Here is a 24102-nt window from a genome sequence, read left to right on the forward strand (position 1 = left end):
ACTTCTTACTAATTCGTTCTAAAATAGTTATGATGCAAAGTTCTTATAAATCGTTTCAATTGTTGTTTGGAAGATACTGAGGTGATTTAACTGGAGTACAAATCTATTAAACCGAAAAAGATTTACGAAGAAGTATCTGAAGCTATTTTAACAATGATTAAAAATGGTACGTTAAAACCTGGTGACAAACTACTTCCTGTACATCAATTAGCTGAGCAGTTTCAAGTTGGTAGATCTGCTGTTCGTGAAGCGCTAAGTGCGCTAAGAGCAATGGGCTTAATTGAGATGAAACAAGGAGAAGGTACATATGTGAAGAACTTCGATTCTTCTTCATTAACAAAATCATTAAACAATAGATTATTGATGAAGAAAGAAGATATTTTGAATTTATTAGAAGTACGAAAGGTGCTTGAAGTGGGGGCAGTTCGAGCAGCTGCGGCAAAACGTACGGAAGATAATTTGCAAAATATGAAGCATTGGTTAGATGAAATGGCAAAGAGCGTTGGAGATGAAAAAGCTGGTGAAAAAGCAGATTTTCAGTTCCATATGGGAATTGCGGAGTCTTCGCATAACAACATTTTGCTTGAACTTATGAATCATGTTTCAGAGATGATTGCTGAAACGATTGGTGAATCAAGACGCATTATTTTATATGGTGAACAAACAACATCAGAACGACTTATAGAAGAGCATCAAGTTATATATGATGCAGTGTTAAAGCAAGATGTAGAATTAGCGCAGCAAGCAATGCTAGATCATTTAACAAATGTAGAACATATTGTCACAGGTAGAAACGATATAAATTCTTAATTTAATCTTTTAAAAATCTAATTTTCTGATAAAATAGAGAGAGATTAAGTAAGCGTTTTCTTTAGAAGAGGGAGAGGATAGGCCATGGTTGAGCCTATTTCTTCTCTCCTTAGTCATCTGATGACCATATGTTTTGTTGGTGGAGTTGTAAAAAGGGGGAGTAATAATTATGAAAGTTACTTTATTTGTTACTTGTTTAGTCGATATGTTTGAAACAAATGTCGGCAAAGCAACAGTTGAGGTGTTGGAGCGTTTAGGTTGTGAAATTGAATTTCCAGAAGCACAAGTTTGTTGCGGCCAGCCTGCTTATAATAGCGGCCATGTAGAAGCGGCAAAAGAAGCGATGAAACATATGATTGAAACTTTTGAAGATGCAGAATATATCGTTACGCCATCTGGTTCTTGTGCGACAATGTTTCATGAGTATCCGCATGTTTTTAAAGATGATCCGAAGTGGGCTAAACGTGCACAAAAAGTTGCTGATAAAACATATGAATTTACACAATTTATTGTAGACGTTTTAAAGGTTACTGATGTTGGTGCAAGTTTACCAGGGATTGCTACTATTCATAAATCATGTCATATGACACGTATGCTTGGAGTAACAGAGGCACCAGGAATTTTATTATCTAATGTAAAAGGGTTAACAGTGAGAGAGTTACCAAATGTACAAAATTGTTGCGGGTTTGGGGGAACGTTTTCAGTGAAGATGACTCCAATTTCTGAGCAAATGGTAGATGAAAAGGTAGATAGTGCAATGGAAACAGGCGCTGATTATTTAATCGGTGCAGATTGTGGGTGTTTGTTAAACATTGGCGGACGTATTGAGCGTTTAGGAAAAGAAATAAAAGTCATGCATATTGCTGAGGTACTGAATAGTCGCTCATGAAGGGGGAACATAAGCTATGTCTATGAAAATCAGTGAGAAAAAATTTAATGATCGCGTTGGCGATGGAATTCAAGATTCGTTTATGCGCGGAGCAGTATCTTCTGCACAAACACGCTTATATACGAATCGCTTAAAAGCAGCGGATGAATTAGGAAACTGGGAAGAATGGCGTGAACTCGGTGAAGAAATTCGTCAACATACGTTAGAAAATCTTGATTATTATTTAATGCAGTTAAGTGAAAATGTATCAAAAAGAGGCGGACATGTGTACTTTGCGAAAACGAAGGAGGAAGCAGCAAAGTATATTCAAGACGTTGCAAAAAAGAAGCAGGCAAAAAAGGTAGTAAAATCAAAGTCAATGGTAACAGAAGAAATTAGTATGAACCATGCGCTTGAAGAAATCGGTTGTGAAGTGTTAGAAAGTGATCTAGGAGAGTATATTTTGCAAGTAGATAACGATCCACCTTCACATATTATTGCGCCTGCTCTTCATAAAAATAGAACGCAAATTCGTGATGTATTTAAAGAAAAGCTTGGCTATGAAAATTCTGATGATCCATACGAAATGACAAAGTTTGTTCGTAAACAACTTCGTGAAAAATTTATGGATGCAGAAATTGGTGTGACAGGTTGTAACTTCGCTGTTGCAAATACTGGCTCTCTTTGTTTAGTAACAAATGAAGGTAATGCTGACCTTGTTATGTCGATTCCAAAAACACAAATTGCGGTTATGGGTATGGAACGTATGGTTCCGACAATGGAAGAATTAGATGTTTTAGTTGGTTTACTATGTCGTAGTGCAGTAGGTCAAAAGTTAACAAGTTATGTAACGGTAGCGGGACCAACTCAAGAAGAGGAAGTAGATGGCCCAGAAGAATTCCACTTAGTTGTGGTTGATAATGGTCGTTCTCAAATTCTTGGATCTGAATTCCGTCAAGTGTTGCAATGTATTCGTTGTGCTGCTTGTGTGAACGTATGCCCTGTATATCGACATGTTGGTGGACATTCATATGGCTCTATATACTCAGGACCAATTGGGGCGGTATTAACACCACTTTTAGGTGGATATGATGATTACAAAGAGCTTCCTTATGCTTCTAGTTTATGCGGAGCGTGTACAGAAGCTTGTCCAGTAAAAATTCCATTGCATGATTTATTATTAAAACATCGTCAAGTTATCGTTGAGCAAGAAGGGCGTGCTCCACTTGCAGAAAAATTAGCAATGAAAATGTTTAGTATGGGTGCATCTTCAGCAGCTTTATATAAAATGGGATCAAAGATGGCGCCAGCAGCAATGAGTCCATTTACATCTGGTAACCGTGTATCAAAAGGTGTTGGGCCACTTAAAAACTGGACAGATATTCGTGAATTCCCGGCTCCAAGTAAAGAACGATTCCGTGATTGGTATAAAGATCATAAGAAAGGCGGGGACAAATAATGACAGGATTAATTCAAAACCGTGATTCCTTTCTAGAGAATATTGCAAAAGAACTTGGACGCGCGCGTAAAACGGATGGTGTAAAACGTCCAGTATGGAAAAATAATGTGAATAAAGAAACGTTAAAAAATTATTCACAAGAAGAATTGTTAGAAGTATTTAAAAATCAATGTACAAACATTCATACAACTGTTGTGGAAACGACAAACGACCGTTTACGTGAAGATATTCAAAAAGTAATCGTTGAAAACGGCGGGGGACCTATTATGTTATCGGCAGATGAACGTTTTGATTCTTATGGGTTGACTTCTTTATTTAAAGAAGAACTTCCAAAGCAAAATGTTGAAGTGAACGTATGGGATTCTGAGAAAAAAGAAGAGAATATGCGTATCGCGGAAAGAGCGAATATTGGAATTGTATTTAGTGATTATACTTTAGCTGAATCTGGTACGATCGTTGTACAAAGTCATAAAGGCCAAGGTCGTTCTTTACACTTTTTACCGACTGTATACTTTGCTATTATTCCACGTGAAACACTTGTGCCTCGTATTACACAAGCAGTTGAGGATATGAACAAGCGTGTAGAAAATGGCGAGACAGTGGCATCTTGTATTAACTTTATTACAGGACCTAGTAACTCGGCAGATATAGAAATGAATCTTGTTGTCGGAGTACATGGACCATTAAAAGCAGTATATTTCATCGTATAAAATAGGGGAAAGCAGGCCAGAAAATGGCCTGCTTTTTTAATAGAATAGAGATAATATGAAGTAGAAGTTCTCTCCTTTTTTTGCTATGTTCTTCTGGAAAGGAGAGGAAGGGATGTTCACTTATGTATATGCATTGTTAGCGGGGATGGTGTTTGGTTCTTTTTTTATGGTAATTGCGATGAGAGTTCCGCTAGGGGAGTCTATCATAACCCCGCGTTCATATTGTCATTATTGTAAGTATGTGCTAAAGCCAAAAGAATTGATTCCAATCATTTCTTTTTGTATACAAAGAGGACGTTGTACGAATTGTAAGAGGAAAATTTCAACTTTGTACGTAGTATTTGAACTTATAACTGGAATGATATGTCTTCTTACTGTATATATGATTGGGGTGGAACGAGAGCTTATTATCGTTTTATCACTTTTTTCGTTACTTCTTATTATTTCAGTTACAGATTACATATATATGTTAATTCCAAATCGTATTTTAGCTTGGTTTGCTTGTTTACTCATTTTAGAATGTGTTTTTGTACCGTTAGTCACTTGGATAGATAGTATAGTTGGTAGTTGCGTTATATTCATTTTGTTATACTGCATGCAAAAGATATATCCAGGAGGGCTTGGGGGAGGTGATATAAAATTACTTTCGTTACTTGGATTTATAGTGGGACTGAAAGGGATTTTTATCGTTTTATTTTTAGCATCTTGCTTTAGTCTTTGTTTCTTTGGAGCTGGTCTCGTATTAAAACGTATGAAAATGAGGACTCAAATACCGTTTGGTCCTTTTATTAGTCTTGGAGCAATATGTTACATGTTGGTCACGTATGCAAAATAGAGAGGGGATAGAAAATGAATGTATATATGGATGATCAAAGAAGTTGTCCGTACGGTTACGTGCTCGCAACTACAGTAGAATGTGCTTTGCAAATGGTACGAGATTATGAGGTGAATGTTCTTTCCCTTGATTTCAATATGGGATGGGGAGAAAAAAGTGGATTAGATTTTGTAGAGGCTTTTTGTAAAGAGGGTCTATATGTGAATGAAATACATTTTCATACGAATGATGTCATCGGTATGCATAAGATGAAACAGAGAATGAATAAGGGAAAGGAAGAAGGAGAGATTAACCCTAATCTTGTTGTTAAATATGTGGGGAGCTAAAAACTCCAAAGTAAAACTTTGGAGTTTTTAATGTTTCATATGCGCTTGCAACGGAATGATTTCTTCTTGTTGAGCTGCTCCTAATTCAGTTTCTTCTTGTTTCACGTCAGGTACTTTCTTTGTTAAGTAATGGTATACCATACCGACAAATATAGACCCGCCAATAATGTTACCAATTGTAACTGGAATTAAGTTATGAATAGCACCTGCAAAAGAAATTGTCTCCGGATGCGGTGAAACTAAAGATAAAGCAAACAGCGATAAGTTTGCGATGCTATGTTCGTAACCAGATAAGAAGAATGTGAAAACGAGCATCATCATCATCATAATTTTTGCTGTATCACCTTTAACTTGAGAAGGTAAGAAACAAGCAAGACATACAAGCCAGTTACATAAAATTGCTTTAAAGAATAGTTGCATTGTAGGTGTATTCATTTTTCCTTCTACTACTTTATTCATGAAATGACCGTGATCAATTGCTTCAAAAATGCCAGTTGCATAAAATAGTAAGGCAAAGAATAAAGCACCAGCTAAATTCCCTGCATAACAAGCGATCCAATTACGAAGTGTATCAGCAATTGTTGTTTCTTTTCTTAAAGTTGCTACAGTGAAGTACATTGTGTTTCCAGTAAACAACTCAGCACCACCATATATAATAAGTACAAGGGCAATTCCGAAAAACATAGAAGCAGCTAAATAAGTTGCTGGTGAATCTGCAATGTGAAAAAAGTTACCTAATTTAAAACATAGTACAATAATAAAACCGATATAAATACCCGCAAGTGTGGCACGTATGAAATATTGCATCGGGTTTGTATCTAGCATTTGTTTTTTGCTCTTAGCCAGTTTGACAACATAATCTAATCCTTGTTCTAGCATGAGTAATACGCTCCTTTAGTACATCATCTATAAAGTGAAACTTTAATCAGTGGGGGGGTTCTTCATCTCCCACTGATTATTAGTTGAACCAATCGGGCTTTTATGGGCAGTTGATCCCCACCTAACTTCTTTGTTTTCGCTGAATTTTGAGGTGGGGGTCTTACTGCCCATTAAAGCGGGATAAATACTCCTTATATGAATAAAGTACATCGATTCTGTCTTAGTTTCAATAAGTTTGTGCAATATTTCACAAAAAGGACATACATATATTAAGAAAACGTTTACAAAAAATAGTATAATAGAATTTTTTCTGGACATTGAGTGGGGGAAGGGTAAAAAGAAAAAGCGCTGTAATTACAGCGCTTTTTCGTCTAAATTCTTTTCTACTTTTGTTTCTACTTCTTTTGAGAAGAACCAACCACCAGCTGCGATTCCAACTAATACAATCCAGAATGTAAGCTTCCATGGTGTAGATTCTGGGAATGAATGCGGAATTACATTTAATGCAGGATGTGCTAACGTATAAACTGCTAGTTTCACACCAACCCAACCTACAATTAAGAATGCCGCAGTTTCAAGTCCTGGTTTACGTTTTAAAATTTGTACGAAAGCAGTTGCTGCAAATCGCATAATGATTAATCCGATAAGTCCACCTACAAAGATAACAACGAATTGCCCAGTATCAAGACTACCAATTGTACCTAATCCTGTTTTTGGTAAAGTCATTGCTAATGCAACAGCAGCTAAAATAGAATCAACTGCGAAGGCGATATCTGCAACTTCAACTTTAAATACAGTCCACCAAAAGTTCTCTTGTTTTTTCTTTGCTTCTTTTTCTTCTGTTTCTTCATCTGTATTCTTTTTAACATACGTTTTAAATAAGTGATTACCAGCGATAAACATAAGGTAAATGGCACCGATTGCTTGCACTTGCCATACGTCGACTAGGAACGAAATCATAAATAACGATCCAAAACGGAAAACAAATGCCCCTGCTAATCCATAAAATAGTGCTTTCTTTCTTTTTTCTTCTGGTAAATGTTTTACCATAATTGCAAGAACAAGAGCGTTGTCAGCCGCTAAAATCCCCTCTAGTGCAATTAGAATGAGTAATACCCAACCATACTCCAATAATAATGATACATCCATGTACATTCTCCTCTCATTTCTATAAGTACTAAATAAGTGAAGAAATCCCCACTATTTAGTTTCCCCATACTCCTGCCTATTAACTTTGGAAGAATTTGGAAATGGATGCAAAAAAGACCTCTGCCGTTAATAGGCAAAGGTCTTGCTAGACATATGTAATAAAAATGCCAACAAAGCCGGAAGAACTAAGTTCTACGTAATGACGACTTTGTTTCCAAGAAATATTCTTGGACGCTACTCCCCTTTGGAGATATGCTATTGTACTCTCATTATATGGATAATTTATACGGTTGTCAACCTGTTAAAATGTCTTCATTCGGATATTTTATTTTCCGGTTCTTTTTACGTGCAAATGAAAAAGCTAATGTTAAAGGTCCCATCTTCCCAAAAAACATCATAAAGATAATAATAGCTTTTCCAATCATCGTTAAGTGTGGTGTAAAATTCATACTGAGACCGACAGTCCCAAATGCTGAAAATACTTCGAAAGCACTCATCAATAGAGGAACTCGCTCAGTAATGCTTAAAATTAAAATAGCAAAAAAAATAAATGAAATAGAAATAATAGCGATGGTCAATGATTTGACAATGAGGGTATCTTTAATGGATTTTTTAAACACGACAATATCATCTTGTTCTTGTAAAAATTTAAATACCCCAAAAAACATGATTAAAAATGTTGTCAACTTAATCCCGCCACCAGTTGAAGCACTACCAGCGCCAATAAACATAAGGAGCATCATTAATAGTAGGGAAGGCTTCGATAAAGCAGAAATATCAACTGTATTGAAACCGGCAGTACGCGTTGAAACTGCTTGAAAATAAGCGGCCATGCCTTCTTCAAATGGGGTAAAGCCTCTCATAGAAAGAGAATTGTGAAACTCGAATATAAAAATAAAAACAGTCGCAATAATATTGACGATTAGAGTAGAAGAGAGCATAAGTTTTGAGTGTAATGTAAGGTTTTTAAAATTTTTCTTTCTTTTTATATCTACGATTACTGTAAAACCAATCCCACCTAAAATAATGAGGGAGGAAATGACGAGATTGACAAGAATGCTGTGAGAGTGGGACATTAAATTATCGCTCCAAACAGAAAAACCTGCATTGTTAAAAGCAGAGATGGAATGAAAAAAGCTATAATAGATCCCCTTAGCAATCCCATATTTCGGAACCCATTCAAAAGAGAGAATGAAAGTAGCGATACATTCGACTGTAAAAGAGAATAAAAATAATGCTTTGGCCAGACGAATGACCCCGCCTATATTCGTTTGATTTAATGCTTGTTGCAGTAAAATTCGGTTTTGAAGGCCAATTTTTCTGCCGAGCATAATCGCAATTAAAACGGCAAAGCTCATAATGCCAAGTCCGCCCACTTGTATAAGTGTTAAAATGACACATTGGCCAAATAAGGTAAATACTTTCCCTGTGTCCACAACACCAAGCCCTGTAACCGTACAAGCAGAAACGGTTGTAAATAAAGCATCGAGCCATGAAATAGACGTCGTTGTAGCAATTGGCAATTTTAATAAGCATGTACCGATAATTGATAACATAATAAAAGACAAAGTAAGAACACGGGGAGGACTCATGTGAATGTTAATCCGTTTCATGTTACATATCGTTCCTTTCAGTTTGCTTTTACTAGTATGTGAAAAAGCACCATTATGTATGTTAAAAATAGAAAGAGGCAGAGAATATCTGCCTCTAAGCCATATGTTATATTGTTATCCACGTAATTGTTGTTGAGCTAAAGAAACAAGACGTTTTGTTACTTCACCGCCAACTGATCCGTTAGAACGAGATGCTGTATTAGACCCTAAGCTTACGCCGAATTCTTGTGCAATTTCATATTTAAATTGATCAAGTGCTTGTTCAGCACCTGGAACTAGTAATTTGTTTGTTTTTGCCATGATGATACACATCCTTATGAGTAATCCAGTTCAGCTAAGTATGTATCTGAACTGGTACCGTTATTTTATGTGGAACCGGCGTGCTCATACGCGGAAGTAATCGGTGTGATTAGAAGTTATTGGATAGAAAAAAGAGTAGCAAAAATTGCTACTCTTTTTTTAGTATTGTCGCTGTACCTTCCACGACAATATCATCCGATTGATTATATATATTTGTTTGCAACGTAATGATTTTTTTATCGTCACGTTTTTTGATGACCTCTGCCACAACGCGAAGTGTATCGCCGATTTTGACAGGAGCGCGGAATGAAACGTTTTGAGATAAATAAATCGTATTTTTACCCGGGAGTTTCGTTCCAAGGATGGTAGAAATAAAACTTGAAACGAGCATACCATGAGCAATACGTTCTTTAAACATTGTCGTTTTTGCAAAAGAGTCTAAAATATGAATAGGATTCACATCTCCAGTCAATTTTGCAAAATTGATAACGTCCTCATCCGTAATCGTTTTTGTAAGTGATGCTTGATCACCGACTTGAATCTCATCATAACGAAGCTCCGGGACGGTTTGTGCTTCTTGAAATGGATTCATTTTGTCCTCCTTCTTTTCCATATCGAAAAATGCTAGCCATCTTGATGTAGTAGGAGGAAGAAAGAGTTTTGTTTGTGCTGCAGTTAGCTCCCACATTTTTCTTACTTGATGGAAGTAAATAGATTTTTTGAGTTTTCCTCGAACTTTTTTGCGAGTTCCAACTGTTTTGTCTTGAAATCTTCCAAAAAACCTTCTAACTGTTTTTGAGCCTCTTCACGTTGTAATTGCTGCTGTTCAATAAATTGCTTCGTTGTTTCTTCAAATTGACCGCTTGTTTGAGTAAGGATAGACAAAGATGTTTTTGTAGGAGAAACAGTTAGCTGTTGCATATGAGCAGAAAGTTCTTTCCACTTGTCTTGCCACTCGTTAATTTGATCATTTAAGGAGTTTCCAGTCAATTGCTTCACATAATCTGTATATTGATTATTGAATTGAGTAGTAAATTGTTGCAGTTCTTTTTCCAGTTCATCTACTCCTGATGTTAATTTATGCAAAGCGTCTTGTTGTTGTTTTAATGTTTCTAAAGTAAGTTGCTCTAATTGTTTCCCAGCTGAAGAGAAAAGGGAAAGAGATTGAGACCAGTTTTTCCAAAATGCATCGACCAATTCGTATGGTTTAGTTTCCATTGTTTGACCCCCAAATGTTTTTTTGCATATTGTGAACGCAGATTACTCTGCTGTACCACCAGGTGAAGATGAAGAATCCTTTTCATCCTTTTCTGGAGAAGTGGCAAATGGAAAGAATGCGTTCGTATATAACGTGAAAAACGTTCGCAGCATATTTTGGTAATGCTCAAAAGAAGTTGCACATGTTGCTAAATATTTCTCTCCATATTCAGTTAAAGAATAAATTCTTTTTGCTGGCCCTCCTTCGCTTGTATCCCAAGTAGAAGAAATGAGGTTTTCTTTTTCTAATTTGCGTAGTGTTCTATAGACATTACCTTGGTCAACAGAAGAAAAGCCGATATCCATTAGCATTTGAATAAGTTTGTAACCATGAAGACTCCAGTCTTTTAGACATAGAAGTAAGAAGGGAACTAAGAAGTTTTTTGGCATGGAGTTTGGTTGTTTTGCTTGGTTGTTCTCCAAACTTTCGCGTTGTTCTGGTTCATTATGTAGCATGATTGTGCATCACCTCATGAATCAGTTAGATGGAATTTTTTGCTTATAAGTGCAATTTACACCTATCTGTTTTTAAAGTCAATACATTTGTTAGAAAATAGAAAAAAATAAAATATAGACTTGAAGTTTTATTCAGAATATTAGAAAATAATGAATAGGTTGAATTGTTTCAAAAACGAAAAAGGGAGTGTAGGTAAAGTGATTGATCAAAAATTCGATCCACTACAAGCATGGAAAAATGCTTATGAACAAACCGAAACATTTTGGGGAAAAGCGCTCAATGAAACAATTAAAACAGAAGAATATTCTGCTTGGATGGGCAGCGTTCTAGATTTGAATTTGTTTTATCAAAAAGCATTAAATGATACGACAAAAAATTATTTAGAGCAGGTGAATATGCCTACGAAAGAGGATATCGCTAGAGTGGCTACGCTTGTTATTAACTTAGAAAATAAAGTGGATAACATTGAGGAGTTTCTAGAAGATAAGGTAGAGTCAGTAGGACAAGCTCCTACATTAAAGCGCGATGTTACGAAAGTAAAACAAGATATTCGCACATTAGAAACGAAAGTTGATCAAATTTTAGAATTGCTAGAAAAGCAAAACGCAGTACTAGCAAAACTACAAGAACCTGTAAAAGAAGAAGTAAAACCTACGAATAAGCCAGAAAATAAAAAGTGATAATAGCGCTTGTTTATAACATATGAAAGAGAAAGGGAGAATCTCTTTTCTATGTATAAACAGCGAAACATAATTATATAGGGACTCCATAGTATGAGTACCAAAATGATTCATAATAGTCGTTCACAAATTCATTTAAGGGGGAAAAGAAATGGTTCAATTAAATGGCAAAGTAGCAATCGTAACAGGTGGGGCAAAAGGAATTGGAAAAGCGATCACAGTAGCGTTAGCACAAGAGGGCGCAAAAGTTGTTATTAACTATAACAGCAGTAAAGAGGCAGCTGAAAACTTAGTAAATGAACTAGGAAAAGAAGGACATGACGTTTATGCAGTTCAAGCAGATGTTTCTAAAGTAGAAGACGCAAACCGACTTGTGGAAGAAGCAGTGAATCATTTTGGTAAAGTTGATATTCTTGTTAATAATGCTGGTATTACAAGAGATCGTACATTCAAAAAGTTAAATCGTGAAGATTGGGAACGCGTAATTGACGTGAACTTAAGCAGTGTGTTTAATACGACAAGCGCGGTACTTCCATACATAACGGAAGCGGAAGAAGGTAGAATTATTAGCATTTCTTCTATTATTGGTCAAGCGGGTGGATTTGGACAAACAAACTACTCAGCAGCGAAAGCAGGTATGCTAGGATTTACAAAATCATTAGCATTAGAGCTTGCAAAAACAAATGTAACTGTAAACGCTATTTGCCCAGGATTTATTGATACTGAAATGGTAGCAGAAGTGCCAGAAGAAGTACGTCAAAAAATCGTCGCTAAAATCCCGAAAAAACGTTTTGGTCAAGCTGATGAAATTGCAAAAGGTGTAGTATACCTATGCCGTGACGGTGCTTATATCACAGGTCAGCAATTAAACATTAACGGCGGATTATATATGTAATGAAGTAAGAAAAAAGTGCATATCCATAGCAGGAATGCACTTCTTTTTTTTAGAAGGAAATTGACCAAAAAGGAGATAGAAAAATGACTACATTCGCAACAGAATGGGAAAAGCAATTAGAGCTATACCCAGAAGAGTACCGAAAAGCATATCGCCGAGTGAAAAGGGCGAGTGAAATTTTATTACGTGAACCAGAGCCACAAGTAGGATTAACGCCGAAAGAGGTTATTTGGACGAAGAATAAGACGAAGCTTTATCGCTACATTCCAAAACAAGAAAAAACACAAAGAGTTCCAATTCTATTAATATATGCTCTTATTAATAAACCATATATTATGGATTTAACTCCTGGAAATAGTTTAGTGGAATATCTAGTGGACCGTGGTTTTGATGTGTATATGCTTGATTGGGGCACATTTGGTTTAGAAGATAGTCATTTGAAATTTGATGATTTTGTGTTTGATTATATTGCAAAAGCAGTGAAAAAAGTAATGCGAACTGCAAAATCGGACGAGATTTCTTTACTTGGTTATTGCATGGGGGGAACGCTAACTTCTATTTATGCGGCACTTCATCCACATATGCCAATTCGTAACCTAATCTTTATGACAAGTCCTTTTGATTTCTCTGAAACAGGATTATATGGTCCTTTATTAGATGAGAAATACTTCAATCTAGATAAAGCGGTTGATACATTTGGAAATATTCCGCCAGAAATGATTGATTTCGGAAACAAAATGTTAAAACCAATTACGAACTTTGTTGGTCCATATGTTGCTTTAGTAGATCGTTCAGAGAATGAGCGCTTCGTTGAAAGCTGGAGGTTAGTTCAAAAGTGGGTTGGCGATGGCATTCCGTTCCCAGGTGAATCATACAGACAGTGGATTCGTGATTTTTATCAAAACAATAAATTGGTTAAGGGTGAACTCGTTATTCGCGGACAAAAGGTAGACCTTGCAAATATTAAGGCGAATGTCTTAAATATTTCAGGGAAACGTGATCATATCGCCCTGCCATGCCAAGTAGAAGCGTTGCTAGATCATATTTCTAGCACAGATAAACAATATGTATGTTTACCAACGGGACATATGTCGATTGTTTACGGTGGAACAGCGGTAAAACAAACGTATCCGACGATTGGAGATTGGCTTGACGAGCGCTCTAAGTAAAAATAAAAAGATCCAACTAGCATATGTTAGTTGGATTTTTTTATGTAAAATAACAAAACATAGGAAGGAGAAATTTATATTTTAGGAGTATAATTATGAAGCTTATGATTGGTAAGTTGTTTTGGGATACAAGAGCTTCTATGCCTTGTTATCCATCGTTAGAAAATGATATGATATGTGATGTGCTTGTAGTTGGAAGTGGCGAAGCAGGTGCTCAAATAGCGTATTCGTTAGCGAAAATGGGAATGCGCGTTACACTTATTGAAAAAAATATGATTTCATGTGGTAGCACAGCTGCTAATACAGGGTTATTACAATTTCTTCATGATAAATCGTTAACCTCACTTATCCATACATTTGGCGAAGAAAAAGGGGTGCGAGCATATAAGCTTTGTTACGAAGCGTTACGAACAATGGAGAAAGTTGTACCGACTCTCGATATTGATCCCCAGTTTATTCCGCGAAGTAGTTTATATTATGCAAGTAAAAGTGAAGATGTCTCATTTTTACAAGAAGAATACAAAACGTTACAGAATTATGAGTTTCCAGTTGAGTATTTTACAGCATCTGATATTAAGGAACGGTATCCTTTTACAAGACAAGCGGCATTATATACACATGGTGATGCTGAGGTAAATCCGTATTTATTAGCGCATAGCCTTTTGCATAAAGCAAATCAAATGGGTGCTACTATATATGAACATACAGAGGCCATACATATAAAAAAACGTCAAAATGATTTAATTTGTTATACGAAAACAGGAAATCAAATTGTAGCAAAGAATATTATTATAGCGACGGGTTATGAAGCACTTTTCGGAAAGAAAGAAAAAAATACAACAGTGGAAACATCATATGCAGTTGTGACAAATAAGGTAGATTCATTTGAAGGCTGGTATGAGCAATCATTAATTTGGGAAACAGCAAGGCCTTATTTATATTTTAGGACGTATGAAAATCGTATTATTGTAGGTGGATTGGATGAAGTAATGAAAATTCAAACAATCGGTGATACGAAATTATTGCATAAGCGTGACGTCCTTATTAACATTATAAAAGAGATGTTCCCGCAGTATAAAGATATACAGGCGGAGTATTATTGGGCGGCGGCATTTGGCGGTAGTCACGATGGTCTCCCTATTTTAAAAGAAGATAATAAGATACATAATTTATTTTATGCATTGCCATATGGAGGTAACGGAACTGTGTATGGAATGGTATTTGCTAAAATATTTGAGCAGTTATTTACAAATAAAGAAAGTGAAGATTTTTCTTTATTTAATCGATAGAAAAAAAGGTAGCGAAGTGATGGAATGAGAGATATAAAAAAGTTTTTACAAAAATTGCGTCCTGTACAACTCATTGTTTTGTTTTATTTATTAGCAGTAGTTGTATCGGTAATATTACTTAGTTTACCGTTTGTTACAAAGGCTGATGTGAAATGGACATTTATCGATGCCCTCTTTACATCTGTTAGTGCGGTAAGTGTTACGGGACTGTCTGTTGTTACGATTTCAGATACATTTACTACGGCAGGAATTATTATTTTAGCCCTTATTTTACAATTGGGCGGCTTAGGAATTATGGCGCTAGGTACATTCGTTTGGATTATAACAGGAAAAAAGATTGGTTTGCAGAGAAGAAGACTGATTATGGCAGACCATAACCAAGGGAATTTATCAGGTCTTGTAGAATTGATGCGTTCTATTTTAATTGTAATTATTTCAATAGAGCTTATTGGAGCAATATTATTAGGTACAAGATTCTTACTTTACTTTCCAACTTGGCAAGAAGCTTATTTTCACGGTTTTTTTGCAGCTGTTAGTGCAACTACGAACGGCGGATTTGATTTAACAGGACAATCGCTAATTCCGTATAAAAAAGATTACATTGTTCAAATGATTCATATGTTACTTATTATTTTAGGAGCAATCGGCTTCCCTGTATTAATGGAAGTGAAACAATTCCTTAGTAAAAGGAGACAGCAACTATTTCGTTTTTCGTTATTTACAAAATTGACGACAACAACATTTTTTGCGCTCGTGGTCGTTGGAACGATTATGATTTTTTTACTAGAACGAAATCATTTTTTAGCAGGAAAGTCATGGCATGAAACAGTTTTCTATACACTATTCCAATCTGTGACGACGCGAAGTGGGGGACTTGCTACAATGGATATACTTGAATTGTCACAACCGACGCTTTTATTTATGAGTATATTAATGTTTATAGGAGCATCTCCAAGTTCGGTTGGGGGCGGGATACGTACAACAACATTTGCTGTTAGTATATTGTCACTATACACTTTTGCAAGAGGCGGGAGAACGGTTAGAGTCTTCAAACGTCAGCTACATGAAGAGGACGTGCTGAAAGCATCTGTCGTTATGACAATGGGGATTTTATTATGTGCCACAGCACTATTTATTTTATCTATTACGGAAAATGTACCGCTTATGAGTTTAATTGTTGAAGTCTGTTCTGCTTTCGGGACGACAGGACTATCGACAGGTATTACGCCAGATTTAACAACTGTTGGTAAACTTGTACTCATTGTACTTATGTTTATCGGGCGTGTAGGTATTTTAACATTTATACTAGCTAGTGGTGGAAGAGAACAGCCACCTCGCTATAAATACCCGAAAGAGAGAATTATTATTGGATAGTATGAAACCATTCTACCTATGTTAGGTAGAATGGTTTTTTAGTCGTTAATGCCAAATTGCGGATGCATAAAAGTATCCTTCTTATTATCTCCTTCTTTTTTTAGTAACTCTTGATTTTCTTCTGAAATCCACCCAATATCATTTGTAGGATGGATCCATTCTTCTCCAGCCATAATGGCAGGGTCTACATCATCACTCCAATTGTGAAGTGGACTGTTCTCGGAATCATATTTACTATCTCCGATTACGACGTCATATTGATTTATGAAAGGTTGTTGCATCTTCTTTCCTGTTCCTTTAAAAGATGGGAAATTCATTTGATGCGGGAGCGTTTCATCTAAAATGGGTGACTGGATTTTATCTTTCTTCTTCAAAATAAGAGCTCCTTTTTATTATGATTTCTTCATATGTAGTATTTCCATCTAGCAGTTCTTATGTACTTGTTAACACTTGCCAGTAATAATTATTTTAGCTTGCTTCAAACTAGAGTAGAAAGTGAATTTTTGAGAGCAGGTGAATGTATTGGTAAAAAGAAAAGTGAAACAAAATGCGGCAATCAACAATAATAAAACTCCGAAAGAAAGCTTACCAGATGCAGAATTTGCATTAGAGTATGAAGGAGAAAATAGCGCGAAGTATGCAAATCGTAATTCAAAAAAAGGTAAACAAAAGTGAGGCGTTTTTTACAAACGCCTCACTTTTTTGTGGGATTATAAAGGTTTTTTTAATTATTTGTAAATTTAGTGTTCATTATTAGCAGAAAAATGCGAAAAAACATAGAAGTAGCAACGTATTACACAAAAACAAACAACAAACAAAAGATTAATGTTGGTTTAATACTGCTTTTACACTAGTTGTTTATATTTGAGTTGTACATAAGATTTGTAAAAGGAGAGAGAGACAGTGAAAAAAACAATCTTTAAAGCTGTAGCAACTGGAATGGTATTTTCGTTATTAATGGGGTGTGGTGCAAAGAAAGAAGAAAGTGCTGGGGCAAAAGTAAAAGATGATAAATTATCTGGATCATTAACTGTTTACACAGCAATTGAAGAAGAACTTGTACCAATTTATCTTGATTCTTTTAAAAAGAAATATCCAGATGTGAAGCTGAATATTGTTCGTGATTCAACTGGAGTTATTACAGCGAAATTGCTAGCTGAAGGAAAAAATACACAAGCAGATGTTGTATGGGGAACTGCAGCTTCAAGTCTATTAGCTTTAGATAAAAAAGATATGTTAAAAGGATACTCTCCAAAAGGAGCGGATCGCGTTTTACCGCAATTTAAAGATGATAAACAACCAGAAAAATGGGTAGGAAATACTGCATTTATGACGGGGATTGCTATAAATAAAGAAGAATTAAAGAAGAAAAATTTACCGATGCCAGAATCATACGAAGACTTAACGAAACCAGAGTATAAAGGAACGCTTGTTATGCCACATCCAGCATCTTCTGGAACAGGATTTTTAACAGTTTCTGCATGGTTACAAATTATGGGTGAAGATAAAGGCTGGGATTACATGAAGAAACTTCATGATAATATGGCAACTTATACTCATTCAGGTTCAAAACCAGCGAAATTAGCGGGTGCGGGTGAATATCCAGTTGGTGTATCGATGGTTTATAGTGCTTTGAAAGAGAAACAAAAAGGTGCACCAGTTGAAGTTGTATTGCCAAAAGAAGGATTAGGTTGGGAAGTAGAAGCGAACGCACTTATTAAAAAAGATAATGCAAAAAATGAAAAATTAGCGCAAGCATTTTTAGATTGGGCAATTACTGATGATGTAATGAAGTTATACTTCGAGAAAAATGGATTTGCGACAATTAAAAATGATTATAAACTTCCAGACGGATTCCCTAAAGATGTGACGGAAAAGTTATACAAAAAGAACGACTTTAAGTGGGCAGCAGAAAATCGCGACAAAATTTTAGAAAAATGGGAAAAAGAGTTTGGCCAAAAAGCAGAACCGAAAAAGTAAGTGAGTGGGAGAGAGAAAAAATGAGCGAATATTTATCAATTCAACACATTCAAAAACAGTTTGATGCATTTACAGCGTTAAAAGATATTTCTTTTACTGTGAAAAAAAATGAGTTTGTATGTTTATTAGGCCCAAGTGGTTGTGGGAAAACAACATTGCTTCGAATTTTAGCAGGGCTAGAAGAGGCGACAACAGGTAGTATAGCTGTGAATGGAAAAGATATTACAGCATTACCTCCTGGAAAGAGGAATTTCGGAATGGTGTTTCAATCCTATGCGTTATTTCCGAATTTAACAGCACTTGAAAACATTGAATACGGCTTAAAGACAAAAAAGTATGGAAAAGCAGAAGTAAAAGAGAAGGCGCTATCGGCGTTAGAACTAGTTGATTTACTGAATGTAAAAGATAAATATCCTGCTCAAATGTCTGGTGGACAACAGCAGCGAGTAGCACTTGCACGTGCACTCGCTCTGTCTCCGGATATTTTGTTACTCGATGAGCCGTTATCTGCTTTAGATGCAAAAGTACGTGAAAAGTTACGTAGAGAAATGCGTGATTTGCAAGAAAAAGTAGGAGTGACAACTATTATGGTCACGCATGATCAAGAAGAGGCATTAACGATGGCTGATAAAATTGTTGTAATGAATCATGCGGAAATTATGCAGATTGGCACACCAGAGGAGATTTACCAAAGGCCAGCCAATCCATTTGTGGCAGATTTTATTGGTTCTATTAATTTCTTTTCGAAAAATAACGAAGAACATGCAATTCGTCCGGAACATGTAACAGTCGTACAAAATAATGGTATGAAAACAATTGTAGAAAGCATGGAGTTTCGCGGATCTGTATACCGGACAGAAGTGCGCGTTATAGATGAGGAAACGCATCTATATAATGAGAAAATCGTTGTAGATATATTGGCATCAGAAGTAGAAAAAACAGCTATTAGGAAAGGAAAGCCGATTCAAATCTCTTTCTCAGAAAATCATATGTTGTCATATGGAAAGAAGGTTGTTGTATAGATGGAGATGTTAGAAAATTTAAAGGTAGAAAGTACGAAAAAAAAGATTAAGAGACGTATCGGTAAAGAAGAATGGATACAAAGACTATTAATTATTGGTATGATTCTTGCCTTTTTGATTATGCTTGTATTGCCACTATTACAATTGTTTACACAAGCGTTTTATGATAAAGATGGAGCTTTCATTGGTGTTGCGAATTTCAGTAAATATTTCACAACCCCAACATTAGTTCAATCATTACAAAATACGATATGGATTTCGGGCGCGACAACAATTATTGCAGTGACACTTGCTTTCGCTTACGCCTATGCGATCGCTCGTACGAATGTATTTGGAAAGCGTGTATTTCAATATGTCGCATTGTTACCGTTATTCGCACCAACGATGATGCATGGTATCGCACTTACATATTTATTTGGTAATCAAGGATTAGTAACGAAAGGGATGTTTGGTTTATTTGAAGGCATACAAATCCCTTTATATGGACCAGTAGGAATTGTAATGGCTGAAGTCATGTATACATTTCCGCAAGCATTTCTTATATTATTAATTGCTTTCCAAGGTTCTGATTATCGTTTATACGAAGCTTCTAATATGTTGGGAGCGAGTAAAACAAAGCAATTTCTCACTGTTACTTTACCTAGTGTAAAGTATGGATTAATTAGTGCGATGTTTGTTGTGTTTACACTTAGTTTTACTGATTTTGGTGCACCAAAAATTGTTGGTGGGCAATATAATGTACTTGCTACTGATGTATACAAACAAGTAATTGGACAACAAAATATGCCGATGGGTGCAACTGTCGGAATGATTTTATTAATCCCAGCTATATTTGCGTTTGCAGTTGATCGTATTACGCAAAGAAAGCAGGCAAATTTCTTATCTTCAAAAGCAGTGCCATATAGAATAACGGCTAATAAGAAAAGAGATGTAGCCTCGTTCATATATTGTAGTGTGATTACATTTATGATTATTCTTTTATTTGTGGCAGTTGGTATTGCGGCAAGTGTGAAAGTATGGCCATATAATATGAGTTTTACATTTGAACATTTTAATTTTTCGAGTTTAACAGGAGATGGACTTGAAGCATTTAAAAATAGTGTAGTTGTATCAGCGGTAACAGCAGTTATTGGGGCAATTTTAACATTTATGTTCGCATATGCGATTGAAAAAATAAATCAGCTAAAGTTTTTCCGAAAAACAGGCTATTTTTTCTCAATTGTACCTTTAGCAATCCCAGGTCTAGTACTTGGATTGGGATACGTCTTTTTCTTTAGTCAACCAACGATTCAAATACTTGGATTATCAGTAACGAATCCGTTTCATTCTTTATACGGAACAATCGCTGTGTTAGTACTAGTCAATATCATTCATTTTTATTCTGTAACATTCGTTACGGCAACGACTGCTTTAAAGAAATTAGACCGAGAGTTTGAGCTTGTTTCGCAGTCGATGGGCATTCCGTTTTATAAAACATTCTTTAGAGTAACGGTACCAATGTGCTTACCAGCAATTTTAGAAATGGTCATGTACTATTTCGTAAATTCGATGGTAACTGTGTCAGCGGTTGTATTCTTATACGCAGCTGATTTTAAACTAGCGGCCGTATCAATCGTAAATATGGATGATGCAGGAAATGTAGCGCCAGCAGCTGCAATGAGTGTACTTATTGTTGTTACAAATATTGTAGTAAGAGTTGTATATGAATGGGGAACGAAAGCACTTCGTAACCGAACTTCACAATGGCAAAAAAGATAAAGTGAAACTTTAATCAGTGGGGGGGGTTCCTCCCCCACTGATTATTAGTTGAACCAATCGGGCGTTTACGGGCAGTTGATCTCCCACTTAACTTTTTTGCTCCAGCCGAATTTTGAGGGGGAAATCTTACTGCCCGTTAACGCGGGATAAATAAGAAGGGTGATGGATTGTATGAAAATAGAAGCAGTTATTTTTGATTGGGCAGGTACGACAGTTGATTACGGATGTTTTGCACCACTGGAAGTATTTATGGAGATTTTCCATAAACGCGGTGTGGTAATTACAGCAGAAGAAGCCCGTAAACCAATGGGATTATTAAAAATTGATCATGTAAGGGCGCTAACAGAAATGCCTCGTATTGCGAGTGAGTGGAATCGCGTTTTTGGACAATTACCAACAGAAACAGACATTCAGGAGATGTATGAAGAATTTGAAGAGATTCTCTTCACTATTTTACCGCGCTATGCGTCGCCAATTCATGGAGTAAAGGAAGTGATTGCTTCTTTGCGTGAAAGAGGAATTAAAATTGGTTCAACGACTGGTTATACGAGAGAGATGATGGACATTGTAGCAAAAGAAGCAGCGCTACAAGGATATAAACCTGATTTTCTTGTAACACCAGATGATGTTCCTGGTGGGCGTCCATATCCGTGGATGTGCTATAAAAATGCGATGGAACTTGGTGTATACCCGATGAATCATATGATAAAAATTGGAGACACGGTATCAGATATGAAAGAGGGAAGAAATGCTGGTATGTGGACAGTTGGTGTAATTCTTGGTAGTAGCGAACTCGGCTTAAGTGAAGAGGAAGTGGAGAATATGGATCCAGTAGAGCTTCGTGAAAAAATAGAAGTAGTTCGTAATCGCTTTGTTGAAAATGGAGCGCACTTTACGATTGAAACGATGCAAGAACTTGAAACCGTAATGGAACATATTGAGAAACAACAACTTATTATTTCATAAAAGGGGAAGAGGATCATGACTGAAAATCACTACTTATTATTAACGCCAGGACCATTAACGACAACAAAAACAGTAAAAGAAGTTATGCTATACGATTGGTGTACGTGGGATGTTGAATATAACACGATGGTGCAAGATGTAAGAGCTAAACTTGTATCGTTAGCAACGAAGGAAGAAGAGAAATATACGACTGTTCTTATGCAAGGAAGCGGTACGTTTTCAGTTGAAGCAGTAATTGGTTCTGTTATTCCTAAAAATGGAAAGGTGCTTGTTTGTACAAATGGTGCGTACGGTAAGCGAATTGTACAAATGGCAGAGATGTTACATATAGATGTGGTGGTAAGTCAAACAGAAGAGTGGGAGCCTACTAATGTTGTAGAAGTAGAAAAGATATTACAACAAGATAAAGAGATTACACATATTGCAATTGTCCATTGTGAAACAACGACAGGTATTATTAATCCAATTGTAGACGTATGTAAATTAGGGAAGCAATACGGAAAAGTAACACTAGTTGATGCAATGAGTAGTTTTGGTGGTATTGAAATAGATATCGCTGAGTTGCAAATTGACTTTCTAATTAGTAGTGCGAATAAATGTATTCAAGGGGTTCCAGGGTTCGGATTTGTTATTGCAAAGCGCGATGAATTGTTGAAATGTAAAGGGCAGGCACGTTCATTATCTTTAGATTTATACGATCAATGGGAAACGATGGAAAATCAAAATGGAAAATGGCGTTTTACATCACCTACACATGTTGTACACGCTTTTTATCAAGCACTACTTGAATTAGAAAAAGAGGGCGGAGTAAAAGCACGTTACAATCGATATGATAACAATCAAAAAGTATTAGTGAATCGAATGAGAGAAATCGGATTTAAGCCACTAGTAGATGAAAAATATCAATCACCTATTATTACATCTTTCATTTATCCAGAAGAATGGTTTGATTTTGAGCAATTATACAATGAATTAAAGCGTGATGGATTTGTTATATATCCAGGTAAAATTTCAAAGGTAGATACATTCCGCATTGGAAATATCGGTGATGTACATGAGGCAGATATTCATCGCTTAGTTGATAGTATCGCTAAAGGAGTTGTTATAGGTTGAAAGTATTTTGCTTAGGTGGAGCAGGTAAAATTTGTCGTGAAGCAATTTTAGATTTAGTGCAATTTTCATCTTTTGAGACGATTACAGTAGCAGATTTTAACGAAGAAGAGGGGCTTAAAGTAGTAGAATGGCTCAACGATCCTCGCGTTGATTTTGTGAAAGTAGATGTAACGAATCATGAGGATACGGTTGCAAAAATGAAGGGCTATGACATTGTAATGGATGGTACAACAATTAAGTTAAATGGATTATCTACTCGATGTATTGCAGAAGCAGGTTGTCACGGTGTGAATTTAAATGGATTTGGTGAAGAAAATGATTCGCATTCTATATTTGTTCAAAACGGAAAAACATGTTTACCTGGGTTTGGTATGACGCCAGGTGTAACGCAAATGATGGCGATGTATGCGGCAAATCAGTTACATACTGTAGAGTCAGTTCGTGTAAGTCATGGTTCGTATCGTTCCATTGCTTTTTCTGCATCCATTACAGAAACAACGACATATGAATATGATCCACATTTGCCATCGCGTACAGTGTATGAAGATGGTGAGTTTAAGCAAGTGCCTCCGTTTGCGCGTCCAAGAGAAATTGAATTACCGGCGCCTTATGGTAAGACAACGCAGTATATCATACCGCATTCTGAAACGATTACGTTAGCAAAAGCATTAGAAAATAAAGGCGTTAAACTAATAGAGACGAGAGGAACTTGGCCAAAGCAAAATATGCAGCTCGTACGTGCATTGTATGATTACGGTATATTGCGTAATGATCCAGTTGAAATAAATGGAAAAGAAATCGGCATAATGGATTGTATTGCGAAGTATTTATTGCAATCGAAAGAAGGACAAGAAACAGAGATTTACGGTTATGCACTTCATGTAGAAGTAATAGGTATGAAAAATAATGAGAAACAAAGACGTGTATTATATCATACACACCCGTTATCTGATGGATCTGTTGTAGGATGGGAAAAATTAAGAGCTTATACGAGAAACGTCGGTATTCCATTTGGGATTGCTACAGAGCTAATCGCAAAAGGGAATGTAAATAAAGTTGGTGTTGTGACACCCGAGGAAGCTTTTGTCAAACCACAAATTATTTTTGATGAACTAAAAAAGCGTGGTATTCATATTCACGAGGAAGTTTTCGTTGAAAAGGAAAGTTATAACTTTGTATAAGTAAGGCAGTGT

The 24102-nt window shown here is 36.1% G+C and carries 26 protein-coding genes and 1 riboswitch; of the genes, 18 read left to right on the top strand and 8 right to left on the bottom strand.

Going from position 1 to position 24102, the window contains the following annotated elements:
• Positions 1-120: 120 nt before the first annotated feature.
• From ACTFRN_RS08390 to ACTFRN_RS08415, 6 genes are all read left to right on the top strand, one after another.
• The gene (locus ACTFRN_RS08390) at positions 121-810 is read left to right on the top strand and encodes a FadR/GntR family transcriptional regulator (RefSeq protein ID WP_254912616.1); all 690 of its coding nucleotides are present in this window, start codon (positions 121-123) and stop codon (positions 808-810) included.
• Between the two features lie 169 nt (positions 811-979).
• Entirely contained in the window at positions 980-1699 is a 720-nt protein-coding gene (locus tag ACTFRN_RS08395; protein WP_000869149.1) for a (Fe-S)-binding protein, read from the top strand.
• A 16-nt stretch (positions 1700-1715) separates the two neighbouring features.
• Entirely contained in the window at positions 1716-3137 is a 1422-nt protein-coding gene (locus tag ACTFRN_RS08400) for a LutB/LldF family L-lactate oxidation iron-sulfur protein (RefSeq protein WP_000061915.1), read from the top strand.
• Complete coding sequence (locus ACTFRN_RS08405; RefSeq protein WP_000147200.1) at positions 3137-3847, top strand: LutC/YkgG family protein; 711 nt, start codon at positions 3137-3139, stop codon at positions 3845-3847. Before ACTFRN_RS08400 ends, ACTFRN_RS08405 begins: the two co-directional genes overlap by 1 nt.
• A 112-nt stretch (positions 3848-3959) precedes the next feature.
• Positions 3960-4682 carry a prepilin peptidase gene (locus tag ACTFRN_RS08410; protein ID WP_074567588.1) on the top strand — a complete coding sequence of 241 codons (723 nt, stop codon included), beginning with the start codon at positions 3960-3962 and terminating at the stop codon, positions 4680-4682.
• Positions 4683-4696: 14 nt separating this feature from the next.
• On the top strand, positions 4697-5008 hold the full coding sequence (locus ACTFRN_RS08415; RefSeq protein WP_001103780.1) for a cyclic-phosphate processing receiver domain-containing protein: 312 nt from the start codon (positions 4697-4699) through the stop codon (positions 5006-5008).
• 27 nt (positions 5009-5035) lie between these two features.
• Here ACTFRN_RS08415 and ACTFRN_RS08420 read toward each other — a convergent pair whose 3' ends face one another.
• The 7 genes from ACTFRN_RS08420 to phaQ form a co-directional block, all read right to left on the bottom strand.
• Positions 5036-5887 carry a formate/nitrite transporter family protein gene (locus ACTFRN_RS08420; RefSeq protein WP_000893051.1) on the bottom strand — a complete coding sequence of 284 codons (852 nt, stop codon included), beginning with the start codon at positions 5885-5887 and terminating at the stop codon, positions 5036-5038.
• Between the two features lie 354 nt (positions 5888-6241).
• Positions 6242-7036, bottom strand: a complete 795-nt coding sequence (locus ACTFRN_RS08425; RefSeq protein ID WP_000383322.1) for a TerC family protein — start codon at positions 7034-7036, stop codon at positions 6242-6244.
• Positions 7037-7125: 89 nt separating this feature from the next.
• A riboswitch (yybP-ykoY riboswitch) is annotated at positions 7126-7291 on the bottom strand.
• Between the two features lie 38 nt (positions 7292-7329).
• Positions 7330-8649, bottom strand: a complete 1320-nt coding sequence (locus ACTFRN_RS08430; RefSeq protein WP_000822322.1) for a TrkH family potassium uptake protein — start codon at positions 8647-8649, stop codon at positions 7330-7332.
• Positions 8650-8763: 114 nt separating this feature from the next.
• Positions 8764-8949 carry an alpha/beta-type small acid-soluble spore protein gene (locus ACTFRN_RS08435; protein WP_001140707.1) on the bottom strand — a complete coding sequence of 62 codons (186 nt, stop codon included), beginning with the start codon at positions 8947-8949 and terminating at the stop codon, positions 8764-8766.
• A 148-nt stretch (positions 8950-9097) separates the two neighbouring features.
• Positions 9098-9541, bottom strand: coding sequence for a MaoC family dehydratase (locus tag ACTFRN_RS08440; RefSeq protein WP_001067916.1), 444 nt, complete (start codon positions 9539-9541; stop codon positions 9098-9100).
• A 101-nt stretch (positions 9542-9642) separates the two neighbouring features.
• Positions 9643-10167 carry a polyhydroxyalkanoic acid inclusion protein PhaP gene (gene phaP / locus ACTFRN_RS08445; protein WP_000448589.1) on the bottom strand — a complete coding sequence of 175 codons (525 nt, stop codon included), beginning with the start codon at positions 10165-10167 and terminating at the stop codon, positions 9643-9645.
• A 42-nt stretch (positions 10168-10209) separates the two neighbouring features.
• The gene (phaQ, locus tag ACTFRN_RS08450) at positions 10210-10662 is read right to left on the bottom strand and encodes a poly-beta-hydroxybutyrate-responsive repressor (protein ID WP_000903021.1); all 453 of its coding nucleotides are present in this window, start codon (positions 10660-10662) and stop codon (positions 10210-10212) included.
• 198 nt (positions 10663-10860) lie between these two features.
• On the opposite strand from phaQ, the gene phaR reads away from it, so the two are divergent.
• From phaR to ACTFRN_RS08475, 5 genes are all read left to right on the top strand, one after another.
• The gene (phaR, locus tag ACTFRN_RS08455; RefSeq protein WP_049111288.1) at positions 10861-11343 is read left to right on the top strand and encodes a polyhydroxyalkanoic acid synthase subunit PhaR; all 483 of its coding nucleotides are present in this window, start codon (positions 10861-10863) and stop codon (positions 11341-11343) included.
• 151 nt (positions 11344-11494) lie between these two features.
• Positions 11495-12238, top strand: coding sequence for an acetoacetyl-CoA reductase (locus ACTFRN_RS08460; protein WP_000250412.1), 744 nt, complete (start codon positions 11495-11497; stop codon positions 12236-12238).
• A gap of 83 nt (positions 12239-12321) precedes the next feature.
• Positions 12322-13407 carry a class III poly(R)-hydroxyalkanoic acid synthase subunit PhaC gene (gene phaC / locus ACTFRN_RS08465; protein ID WP_000206335.1) on the top strand — a complete coding sequence of 362 codons (1086 nt, stop codon included), beginning with the start codon at positions 12322-12324 and terminating at the stop codon, positions 13405-13407.
• A 95-nt stretch (positions 13408-13502) separates the two neighbouring features.
• The gene (locus ACTFRN_RS08470) at positions 13503-14696 is read left to right on the top strand and encodes an NAD(P)/FAD-dependent oxidoreductase (RefSeq protein WP_014893196.1); all 1194 of its coding nucleotides are present in this window, start codon (positions 13503-13505) and stop codon (positions 14694-14696) included.
• A gap of 24 nt (positions 14697-14720) precedes the next feature.
• The gene (locus ACTFRN_RS08475; RefSeq protein ID WP_001204696.1) at positions 14721-16070 is read left to right on the top strand and encodes a TrkH family potassium uptake protein; all 1350 of its coding nucleotides are present in this window, start codon (positions 14721-14723) and stop codon (positions 16068-16070) included.
• Positions 16071-16108: 38 nt separating this feature from the next.
• On the opposite strand, the gene ACTFRN_RS08480 is transcribed toward ACTFRN_RS08475, so the two are convergent.
• Complete coding sequence (locus tag ACTFRN_RS08480; RefSeq protein ID WP_000725962.1) at positions 16109-16444, bottom strand: DUF3905 domain-containing protein; 336 nt, start codon at positions 16442-16444, stop codon at positions 16109-16111.
• Positions 16445-16592: 148 nt separating this feature from the next.
• Between ACTFRN_RS08480 and ACTFRN_RS08485 the strand changes: the two genes are divergently transcribed.
• The 7 genes from ACTFRN_RS08485 to ACTFRN_RS08515 all read left to right on the top strand — a co-directional run bounded on the left by ACTFRN_RS08485 (position 16593) and on the right by ACTFRN_RS08515 (position 24090).
• Positions 16593-16745, top strand: coding sequence for a hypothetical protein (locus ACTFRN_RS08485; protein ID WP_000240799.1), 153 nt, complete (start codon positions 16593-16595; stop codon positions 16743-16745).
• 228 nt (positions 16746-16973) lie between these two features.
• On the top strand, positions 16974-18050 hold the full coding sequence (locus ACTFRN_RS08490) for a putative 2-aminoethylphosphonate ABC transporter substrate-binding protein (protein ID WP_000750887.1): 1077 nt from the start codon (positions 16974-16976) through the stop codon (positions 18048-18050).
• Between the two features lie 20 nt (positions 18051-18070).
• Complete coding sequence (locus tag ACTFRN_RS08495; RefSeq protein WP_000006185.1) at positions 18071-19072, top strand: putative 2-aminoethylphosphonate ABC transporter ATP-binding protein; 1002 nt, start codon at positions 18071-18073, stop codon at positions 19070-19072.
• Entirely contained in the window at positions 19073-20830 is a 1758-nt protein-coding gene (locus ACTFRN_RS08500) for a putative 2-aminoethylphosphonate ABC transporter permease subunit (protein WP_049111281.1), read from the top strand. It begins immediately after the preceding gene.
• A 171-nt stretch (positions 20831-21001) separates the two neighbouring features.
• Complete coding sequence (gene phnX / locus ACTFRN_RS08505; protein WP_074567587.1) at positions 21002-21796, top strand: phosphonoacetaldehyde hydrolase; 795 nt, start codon at positions 21002-21004, stop codon at positions 21794-21796.
• A gap of 15 nt (positions 21797-21811) precedes the next feature.
• Positions 21812-22909, top strand: a complete 1098-nt coding sequence (gene phnW / locus ACTFRN_RS08510; protein ID WP_000138247.1) for a 2-aminoethylphosphonate--pyruvate transaminase — start codon at positions 21812-21814, stop codon at positions 22907-22909.
• Positions 22906-24090, top strand: a complete 1185-nt coding sequence (locus tag ACTFRN_RS08515; protein ID WP_014893195.1) for a saccharopine dehydrogenase family protein — start codon at positions 22906-22908, stop codon at positions 24088-24090. The genes phnW and ACTFRN_RS08515 overlap by 4 nt, the downstream gene beginning before the upstream one ends.
• Positions 24091-24102: the final 12 nt, after the last annotated feature.

The sequence above is a fragment of the Bacillus cereus group sp. MYBK245-2 genome (genome assembly GCF_051916145.1).
Taxonomy (GTDB): Bacteria; Bacillota; Bacilli; order Bacillales; family Bacillaceae_G; genus Bacillus_A; species Bacillus_A pacificus.